General features: G+C 45.2%; 12 protein-coding genes. 9 read left to right on the top strand and 3 right to left on the bottom strand.

Annotation, left to right across the window (positions count from 1 at the left end; translation table 11 throughout):
- The first annotated feature begins 1 nt into the window (after window position 1).
- The 5 genes from rsxC (at window position 2) to nth (ending at window position 5,882) form a co-directional block, all read left to right on the top strand.
- On the top strand, window positions 2-2,701 hold the full coding sequence (gene rsxC / locus MSG35_RS17610) for an electron transport complex subunit RsxC (RefSeq protein WP_248384646.1): 2,700 nt from the start codon (window positions 2-4) through the stop codon (window positions 2,699-2,701).
- A complete protein-coding gene (gene rsxD / locus MSG35_RS17615) occupies window positions 2,701-3,747 on the top strand; it encodes an electron transport complex subunit RsxD (protein ID WP_050633736.1) in 1,047 nt (348 codons plus the stop codon). Before rsxC ends, rsxD begins: the two co-directional genes overlap by 1 nt.
- A gap of 13 nt (window positions 3,748-3,760) precedes the next feature.
- Window positions 3,761-4,390, top strand: coding sequence for an electron transport complex subunit RsxG (gene rsxG / locus MSG35_RS17620; RefSeq protein WP_012603532.1), 630 nt, complete (start codon window positions 3,761-3,763; stop codon window positions 4,388-4,390).
- Complete coding sequence (locus tag MSG35_RS17625; protein WP_012603531.1) at window positions 4,390-5,082, top strand: electron transport complex subunit E; 693 nt, start codon at window positions 4,390-4,392, stop codon at window positions 5,080-5,082. Before rsxG ends, MSG35_RS17625 begins: the two co-directional genes overlap by 1 nt.
- 164 nt (window positions 5,083-5,246) lie before the next feature.
- Window positions 5,247-5,882: an endonuclease III gene (gene nth, locus MSG35_RS17630; RefSeq protein WP_048610522.1), complete on the top strand. Its 636-nt coding sequence runs from the start codon at window positions 5,247-5,249 to the stop codon at window positions 5,880-5,882.
- Window positions 5,883-6,062: 180 nt separating this feature from the next.
- Here the strand turns inward: nth and MSG35_RS17635 are convergent, their stop codons facing one another.
- Complete coding sequence (locus tag MSG35_RS17635; protein WP_248384647.1) at window positions 6,063-8,816, bottom strand: cation-transporting P-type ATPase; 2,754 nt, start codon at window positions 8,814-8,816, stop codon at window positions 6,063-6,065.
- A gap of 765 nt (window positions 8,817-9,581) precedes the next feature.
- Between MSG35_RS17635 and gloA the strand changes: the two genes are divergently transcribed.
- Window positions 9,582-9,998, top strand: coding sequence for a lactoylglutathione lyase (gene gloA, locus MSG35_RS17640; RefSeq protein ID WP_004734046.1), 417 nt, complete (start codon window positions 9,582-9,584; stop codon window positions 9,996-9,998).
- A 201-nt stretch (window positions 9,999-10,199) separates the two neighbouring features.
- Window positions 10,200-10,634, top strand: coding sequence for a DUF2753 domain-containing protein (locus tag MSG35_RS17645; RefSeq protein ID WP_004734047.1), 435 nt, complete (start codon window positions 10,200-10,202; stop codon window positions 10,632-10,634).
- 95 nt (window positions 10,635-10,729) lie between these two features.
- Here MSG35_RS17645 and MSG35_RS17650 read toward each other — a convergent pair whose 3' ends face one another.
- Complete coding sequence (locus MSG35_RS17650) at window positions 10,730-11,611, bottom strand: OmpA family protein (RefSeq protein ID WP_017063457.1); 882 nt, start codon at window positions 11,609-11,611, stop codon at window positions 10,730-10,732.
- A gap of 188 nt (window positions 11,612-11,799) precedes the next feature.
- Here MSG35_RS17650 and rnt point away from each other — a divergent pair, with 188 nt between their 5' ends.
- Together rnt and MSG35_RS17660 are read left to right on the top strand one after the other, a co-directional pair.
- Entirely contained in the window at window positions 11,800-12,444 is a 645-nt protein-coding gene (rnt, locus tag MSG35_RS17655) for a ribonuclease T (protein WP_017061178.1), read from the top strand.
- A gap of 65 nt (window positions 12,445-12,509) precedes the next feature.
- Complete coding sequence (locus MSG35_RS17660; RefSeq protein WP_050620893.1) at window positions 12,510-13,835, top strand: Na+/H+ antiporter family protein; 1,326 nt, start codon at window positions 12,510-12,512, stop codon at window positions 13,833-13,835.
- A 191-nt stretch (window positions 13,836-14,026) separates the two neighbouring features.
- Here MSG35_RS17660 and MSG35_RS17665 read toward each other — a convergent pair whose 3' ends face one another.
- The gene (locus MSG35_RS17665; RefSeq protein WP_048610518.1) at window positions 14,027-14,656 is read right to left on the bottom strand and encodes a DsbA family protein; all 630 of its coding nucleotides are present in this window, start codon (window positions 14,654-14,656) and stop codon (window positions 14,027-14,029) included.
- Window positions 14,657-14,688 lie beyond the last annotated feature (32 nt).

The following is a 14,688-nucleotide window of genomic DNA, read 5'->3' on the forward strand; positions in this document are numbered from 1 at the left end:
TATGATCTCTTTAATTGAACAAATTCGCACGGGCTCTATTTGGAACTTCCCTGGCGGCGTGCACCCTGCTGAAAACAAGAAACAGTCAAATACTACTGATATCGTTCATGCAAGGCTTCCAGAAGAAATCGTTCTTCCGGTGAAACAGCACATCGGTAAGCCGGGTAACCTATTGGTTGCTGCTGGCGACACTGTGTTAAAAGGTCAGCAACTTACTGCCTTAGATACAGGTTTTACGTTACCTGTACACGCACCAACATCGGGTGTTATTACCGCTATCGAACCGCGAACTACCGCTCACCCATCAGGCTTGAGCGAAATGTGCGTGGTTATTAAACCTGATGACCTAGACACTTGGATTGAAAAAAATCCAGTTGAAGATTTTTCGACAAAGACTTCTGACGAACTGCTTGATGTGATTCGCCAAGCTGGCATTTCAGGCATGGGCGGCGCAGGCTTCCCTACGGCTAAGAAGCTTCAATCCGGCTTAGGTCGTACCGACATTTTGATCGTCAATGCTGCGGAATGTGAACCTTACATCACCTCTGATGACAAGTTGCTTCAAGAACATGCCGACGAAGTATTAAAAGGCATCGAAGTGGTTGAACACATTCTTCAACCAAAGCTGACGGTTATCGGTATTGAAGATAATAAACCAGACGCGATAAAAGCACTTGAGATTGCAGCGAAAGACAAAGATATCGTCATTCGTGTTATCCCAACTAAATATCCTTCTGGTGGTGAGAAACAGCTGATCAAGATCCTCACCAACAAAGAGGTTCCGGCTGGCGGCATTCCGGCAGACATTGGTGTTTTGGTTCAAAACGTCGGCTCTCTTTACTCAATTAAGCGAGCGGTAATCGACGGTGAACCAGTGGTTAACCGCGTGGTGACTTTAACCGGTAAAACCTTTAAGCGACCTCGTAACGTGTGGGCACTATTAGGTACACCTGTTCACGAGTTACTTGAAGAGTTTGGCTATAAAGCGGATAAGAAGCTGCCGCGTTTGATTTTGGGCGGCCCGATGATGGGCTTTACCTTGCCGCATGCCAATGTGCCAATCACTAAAACGTCGAACTGTATTTTAGCGCCAACGCGTCGTGAGATTTCACCAAGCACTTACGAGATGGAATGTATTCGTTGCAGCGCGTGTGCTGAGGCTTGTCCTGCGTCTCTACTTCCTCAACAACTGCAATGGCATGCCAAAGCCAACGAGTTGGATAAGTGTGAAGAGCTGAATATTAAAGACTGTATTGAATGCGGTGCTTGTGCGTTTGTCTGCCCAAGTGAAATCCCTCTTGTTCAATACTATCGCCAAGCGAAAGCTGAAATCAAAACAAGAAAAGACGAAGCAACAGCCGCAGAGCGCGCCAAGATTCGTTTTGAAGAGAAAAACGCTCGTATGGAGCGCGACAAAGCAGAACGTGAAAACCGCTTCAAGAAAGCTGCTGACAACCGTCGTAAAGATATGAAGTCTGCGGATGGTGATGATGCGATTGCAGCTGCGATTGCTCGCGTTAAAGCGCAAAAAGCCGCGGCAGACCAAGCTCCTAATGCAGAACCAGCCGTGAAACCTGCGGTAGCTGCTGCGATTGCTAAAGCAAAAGCAAAACAAGCGGCGGCTCAGAAAGCGGATGGCGCTGAACCAGACAACTCTGAAATGTCGAAATTGCGTGAAGAACGTAAACGACAAGCTCGAGAGCGTAAGGCACAACAAGCAGGTTCAGCTTCCGAGGCTCCAGTTGAAAGTACTGGCGACGCTAAGAAAGATGCCGTTGCTGCTGCCATTGCTCGTGCTAAAGCGAAGAAGGCTCAGCAGGCGGAATTAACACCTGACGCTCCAACTGAAAGCTCTGGCGATGCCAAGAAAGACGCTGTCGCTGCTGCTATAGCTCGCGCTAAAGCCAAGAAAGCCCAACAAGCAGGTTCAGCTTCCGAGGCTCCGGCTGAAAGTACTGGCGACCCTAAGAAAAACGCCGTTGCTGCAGCTATCGCTCGCGCTAAAGCGAAAAAAGCACAACAAACAGAGTCAGTTTCTGAAGCTCCAGCTGAAAAATCAGGTGATGCTAAGAAAGATGCAGTTGCTGCGGCTATTGCTCGTGCTAAAGCGAAAAAAGCCCAACAAGCAGAATCAGCTGCTCAAACCGAAAGTGAAGCTCCAGTTGAAAGTACTGGCGACGCTAAGAAAGACGCCGTTGCTGCAGCTATCGCTCGTGCTAAAGCGAAGAAAGCTCAACAAGCTAAGCAAGACGAAACTGCAGAAACTCCTGAGCCAGTGGTTGAAGTGGAAGCTGAAACTCAACAAGAGTCAGTCGATCCTAAGAAAGCTGCAGTTGCCGCCGCGATTGCTCGTGCTAAAGCCAAGAAAGCACAGCAGGCTAAGCAAGACGAAACAGCAGAAACTCCTGAGCCAGTGATTGAAGTTGAAGCTGAAACTCAACAAGAGTCAGTCGACCCTAAGAAAGCTGCTGTTGCTGCCGCAATCGCTCGCGCTAAAGCAAGAAAAGCACAACAAACGAAACAGGAAGAGTCAGCAGAAACGCCTGAATCTGTGGTTGAACCTGCAGTTGAAGTAAAGGCTGAAACTCAACAAGAACCAGTCGATCCTAAAAAAGCAGCTGTTGCTGCCGCTATTGCTCGTGCTAAAGCAAGAAAAGCACAGCAAGAGCTAGATAAAAAGAATAATGAGGAGAAAGAGTAGTGGCCTTCTTTATCGCCAGCTCACCGCACGCACACAGTCGTAGAAGCACCCCAGATCTGATGAAATGGGTCGCTATTTGTGCATTGCCAGGTCTACTAGCTCAAACCTACTTCTTCGGATGGGGTACGCTCATCCAGTTAGTATTTGCTATCGCACTTGCGGTTACCTTTGAAGCGGCAATTATGCTGCTAAGAAAGCGCCCACCAGTGATGGCGCTACGTGATTACAGTGCTGTTGTCACCGCTTGGCTACTCAGCGTCGCGATTCCTCCACACTCTCCGTGGTGGATTCTAGTGATAGGTATGTTCTTCGCAATTGTCATCGCGAAACACCTATACGGCGGCCTTGGACAAAATCCATTTAACCCAGCGATGGTCGCTTACGTTGTTTTGCTGATCTCATTCCCAGTTCAGATGACCAGTTGGAATGCTCCCGCGAGCTTAACGGCTGAAGCAACCAGTTTTGTTGACTCATTCTTGATGATCTTTACTGGCTTCAATAATGAAGGCTTATCTCTACAGCAAGCTCGTTTAGGGATTGACGGCACCACAATGGCGACGCCACTCGATGCCTTCAAAACCGCACTAACGGCAGGTAACACCGCTTCTGAAGCTCTGTCTCAACCTCAATTTAGCTGGTTAGCTGGCGTGGGTTGGGAATGGGTAAACCTTGCTTACCTTATTGGTGGCTTGGTGCTTATCAAACAACGCGTGATTCAATGGCATATCCCAGTCGCGTTTCTGGGTAGCTTGACCCTATTTAGCCTAGTGTTCTTGATGTTCACCCCTGGCGAAACCGCATCACCGACCATTCATCTATTGTCTGGTGCGACTATGCTAGGCGCATTTTTCATTGCGACCGACCCAGTTTCAGCATCAACAACAGTGAAAGGTCGCTTAGTGTTTGGCGCTCTGATCGGCGGTTTGGTATTTATCATCCGCAGTTGGGGTGGTTTCCCTGATGGCGTGGCGTTTGCTGTATTGTTAGCCAACATGTGTGTTCCACTGATTGACTACTACACCAAACCTCGTACATACGGCCACTAAGGGAGCGGATACCATGCTAAATGCAATTAAGAAAAACGGCCTTGTACTCGCGATTTTTGCGTGTGCTTCGACGGGTTTGGTCGCGGTAACTCACTACCTGACCAAAGATCAGATCAAACAACAGGAACAGGCTCAGTTACTGTCTGTTCTTAATCAAGTGATCCCGCACGATCTGCACGACAACGAGCTGTTTTCGTCTTGTACTTTGGTTCAAGCAGAAGAGCTTGGTACTGAGCAAGCGATGCCGGCTTACATTGCTAAAATCAATGGTGAGCCGAGTGCGATTGCGATCGAAGCGATTGCCCCAGACGGCTACAACGGCGCGATTAAAGTGATTGTTGGAATGAAGATCGACGGTACTATTTTAGGTACTCGCGTGCTTTCTCACCAAGAGACTCCAGGTTTGGGTGATAAGATTGATTTGCGTGTAAGTGATTGGATACTTTCGTTTGCAGGCAAACAAGTAACAGATTCTAATCTTGACCGTTGGAAGGTTCGTAAAGACGGTGGTGACTTTGACCAGTTTACTGGCGCAACCATCACACCAAGAGCGGTCGTGAAGTCAGTCAAACAAGCGGTTCAATACGTTAACCAAAACAACCAAGCATTGCTTGCTCAACCTCTAAATTGTGGTGGTGAATAATGAGTGACCATAAAACACTGATCAAAAATGGCATGTGGGCCAATAACCCTGCCCTAGTACAACTTCTTGGGTTATGTCCGCTGCTGGCTGTATCGTCAACAGTCACTAACGCACTTGGGCTAGGTATTGCTACCTTGCTTGTACTGGTCGGCTCAAACGTTTCTGTTTCTTTGGTTCGTAACCACGTACCAAAAGAAGTGCGGATCCCAGTATTCGTAATGATCATTGCCTCGCTAGTAACATGTGTTCAATTACTGATGAACGCTTACGCCTATGGGCTTTACCTCTCTTTGGGTATCTTCATCCCGCTGATCGTAACCAACTGCATCATCATTGGTCGTGCGGAAGCCTTCGCTTCAAAGAATGAAGTGCTACCAGCGGCTCAAGATGGTTTCTGGATGGGTCTAGGCATGACATCAGTATTGGTCGTGTTAGGTGCGATGCGTGAGATTATTGGTAACGGCACTCTATTTGATGGTGCAGACCTGCTGCTTGGTGACTGGGCTTCTGTGTTACGAATCCAGATATTCCAATTTGATAACAGCTTCTTGTTAGCCCTGCTTCCACCGGGTGCCTTCATTGGTGTTGGTTTCTTAATTGCTTTGAAAAACATCATCGATAACCAAGCAAAATCTAGACAACCAAAACAAGAAAAACCAGTCATTGAACGCGCTCGCGTCACCAATGCCTAATAAGTTAAATTAGCTTAAACCCCGCTGAGTTGGCTCAATCACTCAGCGGGGAAAATCAGATCTAAACAGTACATATAATAATGACGCTCATAAGAGCGCGTAACCGATGATAAAGCAGAAGCAATCCAAGCTTCATGCCCTAACTATTTGAAAGTAATGTCGCTATGAACAATGTAAAACGAGTAGAAATACTTGAGCGTTTAAGAGAAAACAATCCAAAGCCAGAGACTGAGCTTAACTGGAACAGCCCATTCGAACTGCTGATTGCCGTTCTATTGTCTGCACAAGCAACCGATGTCAGCGTGAACAAGGCGACGGATAAACTGTACCCTGTAGCCAATACGCCGCAAGCAATTTTCGACCTAGGTGTTGATGGCTTAAAAGAGTACATCAAGACCATCGGCCTATTTAACTCAAAAGCAGAAAACACCATCAAGACGTGTCGTATGCTGCTTGACCTACATAATGGTGAAGTACCGGAAGATCGCGCTGCATTAGAAGCCCTTCCAGGTGTTGGACGTAAAACAGCAAACGTAGTGTTAAATACCGCTTTCGGTTGGCCAACCATTGCCGTTGATACTCACATCTATCGTGTATCAAACCGCACTAAGCTAGCGATGGGTAAAACCGTCGACGATGTCGAAGCAAAACTACTTAAAGTTATCCCAAAAGAATTCAAACTGGATGTCCACCATTGGCTCATTCTTCATGGACGTTACACCTGTGTCGCACGTAAACCACGCTGTGGCAGCTGTATCATTGAAGATCTCTGTGAGTTCAAAGAAAAGAGCGAAGATTAGTCTTTCCGTTCACAACGATTAATCAATACGGCAGCGCTTAAAGCGCTGCTTTTTTATTGCCACTCTCTAGAAGCCGCCTCTACATCAGTTTTCATTTCCAATTCTGCGTTACCAAGATAACAGGCATAAAAAATCCCGCTTTTTAAGGCAGGATTCAATTATTTAGCTAAGAAGTCTGTCTTAGATAAACTTCACTTTAGTCACTTCTTTGATAGCAGATAGAACAAATGTTGGTACTGCTGCAATGAAGATTAACGATATTAAGTGATTAAACTCTAGTGCTTCTGTGCTGAATACCAGCTGGCCGAAGCTTGTGTACACAACGCTTAAAGACAAGATAGCCGATACTGCCACCGCACCAAGTAGGTAGTGGTTAGTGAACGGATTCTTACGATAAATCGTTGTAAACGTACGTGCATCGAACAAGCTCCAAAGTTGAGCAAAGATCAGTGTTAAAAACGCAACGGTTTGTGCGTATTGAGCACTGTAACCACCGTCGAGTGCGTAAGAGAATGTCACAAAGCTTAGACCACCTAATGCGAGACCACGAGTTAGGATACGAGCGCCTAGACCATTAGAGAAGAAGCCTTGGTCACGTTTGCCTGGCTTACGCTCCATGAGATCTTTCTCTTCTGGCTCAACACCGAGTGCAAGTGCTGGTAGACCATCAGAAACGAGGTTAACCCATAAAATCATTAGTGGAGTTAGCGGAAGTACTACATCTGGTCCCATGAGTAGGAATGCAAATAGGATTACCGAAACCTCACCCACGTTCGCTGTAAGTGCTTGGCGGATAAACTTACGTAGGTTATCGAAAATTTGACGACCCTGACGTACCGCCTTCACGATAGTACTGAAGTTATCATCCAACAGGATAAGGTCACCTGAGTCTTTCGCAACAGACGTACCTGTAATACCCATCGCAACACCAATGTCTGCACGACGCAGTGCTGGCGCATCGTTCACGCCGTCACCGGTCATAGAGGCAACTTCGTTGTTCTCTTGCTGCGCTTTTACGATACGCAGCTTGTGCTCTGGAGTAACACGTGCAAATACTGCAACCTGAGAACAGATAGACAAAAGCTTCTCGTCATCCATTTGATCAAGCTCTGCACCCGTTACCACTAGATTGTCTTCGCTACGGATGATTCCGATTTCACGAGCAATCGCTGCTGCCGTGACTGCGTGGTCACCGGTAATCATTACCGTACGAACACCAGCGCTATAACAGCTATTTACTGCATCACGCACTTCTGGACGTGGTGGATCCATGATGCCATAGATACCCAGGATGCTGACGTCTTTTTCAAGCTCAGGGAAATCTAACTCAAGCTCTTCTTCTTTTAATTCACGGAAACCAACGGCAAGTGTACGCAGAGCATCACCACCAAAGGTTTGGATTGCCGCTTCAAAGTCTAAATGAAGTTCTTGAGACGGTGCGGTATCGAGAGCCAAGTTGCCTGAAACTTCACAGCCAACCGTTGGTACGAAACCACCGTCAACCATGAAGCTGGTTGATTTACCAAGAACAACATCTGGCGCGCCTTTCAATGCTAGGAAGTGCTTACCTTGTGGGTCACGAACGATAACAGAAGCCATCTTACGACCAGAATCGAACGGGAACTTCTTAACAATTGAGTAGCCACCCGTTGATAGCATTTCATCTTGTTTAAGACCTGCTTTTGCAGCTGCAACAATTAGTGCACCTTCTGTCGGGTTGCCACGAACCGTCCATTTACCATCAGCATTTACATATTCAGCATCGTTACAAAGCGTTGCAACAACAAGACCTTTCATCATTGCAGGGCTGTTTGTCGCTTCGACATTGTGACCTTTGGTAATGAATTCACCCTTAGGATCAAAACCTTTGCCTGACACATCCCAGTAACGACCAGACACATCGTACGCTTTCATTACCTGCATTTGGTTTTGTGTTAGCGTACCGGTTTTATCTGAACAGATAACGGTTGTAGAACCAAGCGTTTCGATTGCTGCTAGCTGTTTAGCCAAAGCATTATTCTTAACCATCTTAGTCGAGCCCATCGTTAATACGATAGTAACCACCGTTGGTAAACCTTCAGGAATAGCGGCAACCGATAAAGAGATACCTGTTGTTAGGATTTCTAACCATGGCATGCCGTGGTAAACACCGATAGCACAAACAATAGCAACAACCACAAGAGCAACAACCAATAATGCGAGTGCGATGGTGTCCATACGCTCTTGCATTGGTGTTTTCGTCTCTTCCGTTTGGTTCATCATATCAGCGATGTGACCAACTTCAGTTTGCATACCTGTGCTTGTTACAACAGCAAGGCCTGTACCTGTAGTCACGATTGTTGTCATGAAGCCCATGTTCTTCTGATCGCCAAGACCAAGGGTCTCATCTTCAAGGCGTTCAGACTGCTTGTTCACTGGCTCAGACTCACCGGTAAGAGCTGCTTCGTCTACGGTCAAACGGTTTGACTCAAGAATACGAACATCAGCAGGCAGAATATCGCCGGTATTAATTTTGATGATGTCACCAGGAACGAGGGTTTTAGCTGGAACACTGATCCATTTACCATCGCGCATCACTTCGGCTTCTGGAGCTGCCATTTCTTTTAGCGCTTCCATCCCTTTCTGAGCTTTAAATTCTTGCCAGAACGCGATACCAGTATTGATAAGGATAATCACTGCAATAGCAATAGCATCAATCGCGTGGCCAGTAGACCAAGAAACGATTGCACCAACAGCTAGAATAAAAATCAGTGGGTTTTTATATTGATGAATATACAGTTCCCACGCAGAAGCTGACTCTTGTGCAGTCAGTTCGTTAGTGCCGTGCTTCTCTAAGCGTGCATCCGCTTCAGAAGTTGATAAACCTGTCGTTTGATCTGCGTTCAGTTCGTTTAAAACATCTGAACTTTGTTGTGTAAACCATTTACTCGTCATTTGAGTACTCCACATCAATGCCTCACGCCGAGGCTAATGTAATAAAATAATACTTATTCTTATATGGTAGAAAAAATCGCACAAATCAAAAATGAATATTTAGTCGATTTGGTGCGCTTGAAAAACTATATAGTAAGGATTGTCTATTTAGCAAAGATCGCAAAAGATACACTTGATACACACTTGACAACTACTTTGAAAACACAACCACCCCAAATATCAAACATAAAACAAACAATACAAGCCCAAGCTATTGTTTAAAAAAGATAAGCGCAAAAAATAGACACCCTTTGTACTTTCGTAAAAACCATTGGTTATTAGCGTATTTTATCGAAAATTCCTTAATAACGAAGTAAAACATCGGAATAACCTTTCTATAAACAGGGAGATGTTGGCGTAATCATAAATTGATAAAATGGAAAGTTAGATGCAAATTGTAAAAACGAAAGGAAATCAGCAACAAGATGGAGATATAAGTCACAATTCAACAACCAAGGCCATTCTTGGCCATTACAAAAAAGACCAACACTCAAACTTACTATTTATGCAAAACTGCGGATTAAGCGCTAGTGACTGACAAATTAATAAGGCCGTCGCCCTTTAACTTCTTGTAATACAAATAAGAAAAAGGTAGAGGAGGAGAGTGAGATAGATGATGAGAATAAGAAAATATGACCAAACTCATCATCTCTTTGGTGTTGCTTATGAGCTTGCTCATATATAGTGCTATAAAAGAAACAACCAATAACAAGCTAGGAGCAAATCATGTCAAACGGTCGTATTTTACACACCATGCTACGCGTGGGTGATCTAGACAAGTCTATCGAGTTCTACACCAATGTAATGGGCATGCAGCTATTACGTAAGAACGAAAACAAAGAGTACGAATACACGCTGGCTTTCGTTGGCTTTGGTGACGAATCTCAAGGCGCTGTGATTGAGCTGACTTACAACTGGGGCACGACTGAATACGACCTTGGCTCAGCTTTTGGTCACGTTGCTATCGGTGTTGATGACATCTACACAACGTGTGATGCAATTAAAGCAGCAGGCGGTAACGTAACGCGTGAAGCTGGCCCTGTTAAAGGCGGCTCTACACACATCGCATTCGTTAAAGATCCTGATGGCTACATGATTGAGCTGATTCAGAACAAACAAGCAAGCGCAGGTCTAGAAGGTTAATCCCTCAACCTCTTTGCGAAGTTGGGCTTGAACGCCTGATGAAATGAAAAAAAGAAGCGAGCACTGTGCTCGCTTCTTTTTTATGTTTCCACGCACGAACAATACCCTTCACCAATTATTATTAACAATCTCACCAATGAAACTTTACATGATAATGATTATCATTTAAATTAACCACCTATTGATTAGTGAGGTAATACAATGATTAGCGAATGGGAAAAACACACGTTACTTGCCGATACTGCATTGCAGCTTGACGATCCTGTACGAAGTATTCTCCACTATCAGCAAGCATTGAACTTGAGTGAAGAAATCACTGAGCGTACCGATATTCAGGCTGACGAACGCCTACTGATCTCAGTGATCTCTTGCCACAATCTCGCGCAATTCTGGCGATGGGCTGGTGATACCGAATACGAGCTCAAGTATCTTCAATTGGCTTCAGAAAAAGTGCTGACACTGATCCCGCAGTGCCCTAACACTCAATGTTCCAGCTTTATCGATTCTATTGGTTGCTGTAAGAAAGCGCTGATCGATTTCATGAAACGCCATCCCAATCCTAAAATTGCTTCTATGGTAGAAAAGATCGATACCGCGACCAACTGTGAAATGATCGCTCGTTTCCGCTTGAACTAAACGAGTTACGTTTAGACAATGGCTCCAAATTTTAAAGACAAAAAAGCCCATCATTACGACGGGCTATCTGATTTCAAAACAAGCAATTATTCTGATTAAACCTGCGTACGACCTAAAGAGATAACAACGCGTCGGTTCTTGTCTTTACCAATTGGCGAATTGTTGTCTGCAATCGGGCGACGTTTACCATAGCCCTGAACTTGGATACGATCTTCTGGCAAGCCTAAAGATTTGAAGTACTCTCTTAACGATTCCGCTCTGCGCTCTGAAAGGTTTTGGCTAATACCTTTGCTGTCGACAGAATCGGTGTACGTTGCCACCAGTACAAGATCGATGTCTTGGTTATAGCGAACGTAATCGGCGATCTGGCTCAGCCTTTTGCGCGACGACTTGTTCAGCTGATCACTATTACGATCGTAGTGCAAAATCGTGAAAGAGATATCTTCAAAGCTGTAAGGCAACAGGTTAGCAACACAGTCACTGAACACATTGTATTTTTCTTGGAATAACACCGACGACAGCGACACTTCGATTCGCTGATCTCGGCTCTGCCACTCTTGGTAGCTGAATGTCGGATAACGCCCTTTCTCCAACTCACTCAAGATGCCCCAAGCTGTTTGACCACCGACATAGCCATCAAATTGCTGAAAGAACTTGATGGTTGTCATACGATCAGCACTTTCACCCGGACGCCAAGGTGGCGGCATAGAGATCAAGCTTACATTGCGCGTTGCACCCATTGGGCGGCGCATTTTAAGCTCAAAGTCCAAAATGATTTTTTTACTCGCGCGAGATGAGAACTCAGCATCACCAAAGTTTGGAATTGGGTGGACCAAGCGACATTCAAGTGGCGTGTTGGCCACCATCTCCCATGTCGACTGTTGAGGAGATGCTCCGTAACGCTTTTCTTGTGCCATAACCGATGACGACACAAGTAGCGAAAATAGCATTGAACCTGTTATGAGTTGTTTCTTCATAAAGTGGAGTATCTCTTAAGCAATTCGTTTAACAATGCAGCCAATTGCCGCATTTTTCTCTCACGTTTAAATATGCAATTATCAAGCCGCAATGGGTTAGGTAATTTAAGATTTATTGCCCTTCCCTAGTTTTTATCACTGCTATTATCTGCAATAATGCAGCCTTAATCACACTTATTTGGGCTAACATGACTGTAGAAAACGAAGCTCTGACCCTAAAAAAACGCTTTCGCGGCTATTTTCCAGTGGTCATCGACGTGGAAACCGCAGGGTTTAACGCTGAAACCGATGCATTATTAGAAATCTGTGCCATTACATTAAAAATGGATGAGAACGGAGATCTGCACCCTGCATCAACGCTTCATTTTCACATTGAGCCTTTTGAAGGCGCAAATATAGAGCAGGCAGCATTAGACTTTAACGGAATTAAAGACCCATTTAGCCCATTACGTGGTGCTGTGTCGGAACAAGAAGCCCTTAAAGAAATCTACAAGCTAGTGAGAAAAGAACAAAAAGCTTCAGATTGCAGTCGCGCAATCATGGTTGCTCACAACGCTACATTCGATTTGAACTTCGTTAATGCGGCAAGTGAGCGCTGTAAGCTTAAACGCGTCCCTTTCCATCCATTTGCTACTTTTGACACTGCAGCTCTTAGTGGTCTTGCCTACGGTCAAACCGTTTTGGCTAAAGCTTGCCGCACTGCAGGGATGGAATTTGACAACAAAGAAGCACACTCTGCTTTGTATGATACGCAAAAAACCACAGAGTTATTTTGCGGCATTGTAAACAAATGGAAAGCCCTTGGTGGTTGGCCTCTTGTTGACGAAGAATAAAAAATAGAGTCGGTAAACGTTTTTTCGTATTGCCTTCATAAAAAACACAACATCCCGAGAATAATATGAATCCTGTTGTAATTTCAGTTTGCATCATGCTTGTTTTAGCTTTGATGCGTGTAAACGTAGTCGTTGCTCTGACGTTCAGTGCAATTATCGGTGGCGTAGCCTCTGGTATGAGCTTGAACGACGCAGTCGCGGCTTTCGAAAGTGGATTAGGCGGCGGTGCAACGATTGCACTTAGCTACGCTATGCTTGGTACATTCGCTGTTGCTATCTCACGTTCTGGTATCACAGATCTCCTTGCTCAAAGTGTTATCAAACGCATTCACGGCAAAGAGAACAGTGCCGCATCGACTGGTCTTAAATACGGCATGCTTGTGTCGTTGATCTTAGTGACCATGTCTTCGCAAAACGTGATTCCGGTACATATCGCCTTCATCCCAATCTTAATCCCACCTCTACTAGGCGTATTCGCAAAAATGAACCTAGACCGTCGTCTAGTTGCGTGTGTACTTACTTTTGGTCTGATTACGCCTTACATGGTGTTACCAATTGGTTTTGGCGGCATCTTCCTAAACAACATCTTGCTTAAAAACCTTCACGACAATGGTCTTGAAAACGTTGTAGCAAGCCAAGTTCCTATGGCAATGTTGTTACCAGCAGCTGGCATGATCTTCGGTCTTCTTACTGCAGTATTCTTTACTTACCGTAAGCCTCGCCAATACAAAGAAACCTCTCACACGGTTGTTTCAACAGAAGTTAAAGAGATCAACAAGAAGCACATCCTAGTTGCAGCGGCGGGTATCGTCGCAGCGCTAACAGTTCAACTGTCGACGGGTTCTATGATCATCGGTGCTCTAGCGGGTTTCATGGTATTTACCTTCGGTGGCGTTATTGCTTGGAAAGAGACACAAGATGTCTTCACCAAGGGCGTTCACATGATGGCAATGATCGGTTTCATCATGATTGCAGCGGCAGGTTTCGCGGCAGTTATGAAGCAAACAGGTGGCGTTGAATCTCTGGTTGAAGCACTTTCAACCAGCATTGGTGACAACAAACCTCTAGCAGCACTACTTATGCTAATTGTTGGTCTATTGGTTACTATGGGCATTGGTTCTTCGTTCTCTACGATTCCAATCCTTGCAACTATCTACGTTCCACTAGCAGCAGCATTTGGCTTCTCGCCAATGGCAACAATCGCTCTAGTAGGTACAGCTGCAGCACTTGGTGATGCGGGCTCTCCGGCTTCTGACTCAACGTTAGGTCCAACGTCTGGTCTAAATGCTGATGGTCAACACGAGCACGTATGGGAAACCGTAGTACCGACGTTCCTGCACTACAACATCCCACTGATCGTATTCGGTTGGATTGCAGCCATGGTTCTGTAATTAGGTTCTGTAGTTAAAGAGTCCTACGCTCACTTTTATAAAGACCGCTCTGTGCGGTCTTTTTTGTCTCTGGGATTCATTCCACCCTTCCTTCCGCTCACTCTCATTGAACTAGCGACAACAAACAAAAAAAGCTTACTCTTATGAGTAAGCCTTAGAAATCATTGCGAATACAGATGACTCTCGCTGAATTACGCAGCGGGAGCATTACTCACTAGAATTTCGCGAATAGACTTAAGCGTCGCTTCCGTTGAATGATAATCCAATTCAACTTCACTAAAGATGCCGTTCACTTCAAGCATTAAGGTTGGGTAAGAAAATACACCCATCGCTTCTTTAAAGCCTAGCTGGTCATCTAACTCACTTTCCAATAACTTGCTAGAAAGGTCATTTTCAAATTGTTGAACATTCATACCCAGCTCTTCAGCCAACTGCAAATGCGTATCTTGGCTATGAGGCAGCATCGCACGAAGGTAGTAAGCATGTTGAATCGCTTCCAGCATCGCTTCGTAGTGGTCTTGAAAACCAGCGGCAATCACAGCACGGCACGCAGGGTAAGTGCTACGGACGGGTTGGCACTCAGTCCAAAACTCATGGTTAAACTCAGTACCTAGCTTAGCTTCGATCTGCTTCCAAATCGCTTGCAGCTTGCCTTTCATCTCTTCTGACATTGGCTCATCAGAATCCGGGGCTAAACCACCCACTACATAGTTAAACTCAATGCTCGCAGGCAATTGTTGTTTCAATAACTCAAGTGTTGGCTTGTAACCCCAACACCAGCTGCACATTGGATCATGCACATAATGAAGTTTTACGTTCATTGTTCATTCCTTATCGAGTCAATGATTCGATC

It is taken from the genome of Vibrio sp. 1CM23M, assembly GCF_023161755.1.
Classification (GTDB): domain Bacteria; phylum Pseudomonadota; class Gammaproteobacteria; order Enterobacterales; family Vibrionaceae; genus Vibrio; species Vibrio coralliirubri.

Excerpts from the sequence above, each read along its gene's own strand:
- rsxC (WP_248384646.1), top strand. The coding sequence starts at position 2 with ATGATCTCTTTAATTGAACAAATTCGCACGGGCTCTATTTGGAACTTC.
- rsxG (WP_012603532.1), top strand. The coding sequence starts at position 3,761 with ATGCTAAATGCAATTAAGAAAAACGGCCTTGTACTCGCGATTTTTGCG.
- MSG35_RS17625 (WP_012603531.1), top strand. The coding sequence starts at position 4,390 with ATGAGTGACCATAAAACACTGATCAAAAATGGCATGTGGGCCAATAAC.
- nth (WP_048610522.1), top strand. The coding sequence starts at position 5,247 with ATGAACAATGTAAAACGAGTAGAAATACTTGAGCGTTTAAGAGAAAAC.
- MSG35_RS17635 (WP_248384647.1), bottom strand. The coding sequence starts at position 8,816 with ATGACGAGTAAATGGTTTACACAACAAAGTTCAGATGTTTTAAACGAA.
- gloA (WP_004734046.1), top strand. The coding sequence starts at position 9,582 with ATGTCAAACGGTCGTATTTTACACACCATGCTACGCGTGGGTGATCTA.
- MSG35_RS17645 (WP_004734047.1), top strand. The coding sequence starts at position 10,200 with ATGATTAGCGAATGGGAAAAACACACGTTACTTGCCGATACTGCATTG.
- MSG35_RS17650 (WP_017063457.1), bottom strand. The coding sequence starts at position 11,611 with ATGAAGAAACAACTCATAACAGGTTCAATGCTATTTTCGCTACTTGTG.
- rnt (WP_017061178.1), top strand. The coding sequence starts at position 11,800 with ATGACTGTAGAAAACGAAGCTCTGACCCTAAAAAAACGCTTTCGCGGC.
- MSG35_RS17660 (WP_050620893.1), top strand. The coding sequence starts at position 12,510 with ATGAATCCTGTTGTAATTTCAGTTTGCATCATGCTTGTTTTAGCTTTG.
- MSG35_RS17665 (WP_048610518.1), bottom strand. The coding sequence starts at position 14,656 with ATGAACGTAAAACTTCATTATGTGCATGATCCAATGTGCAGCTGGTGT.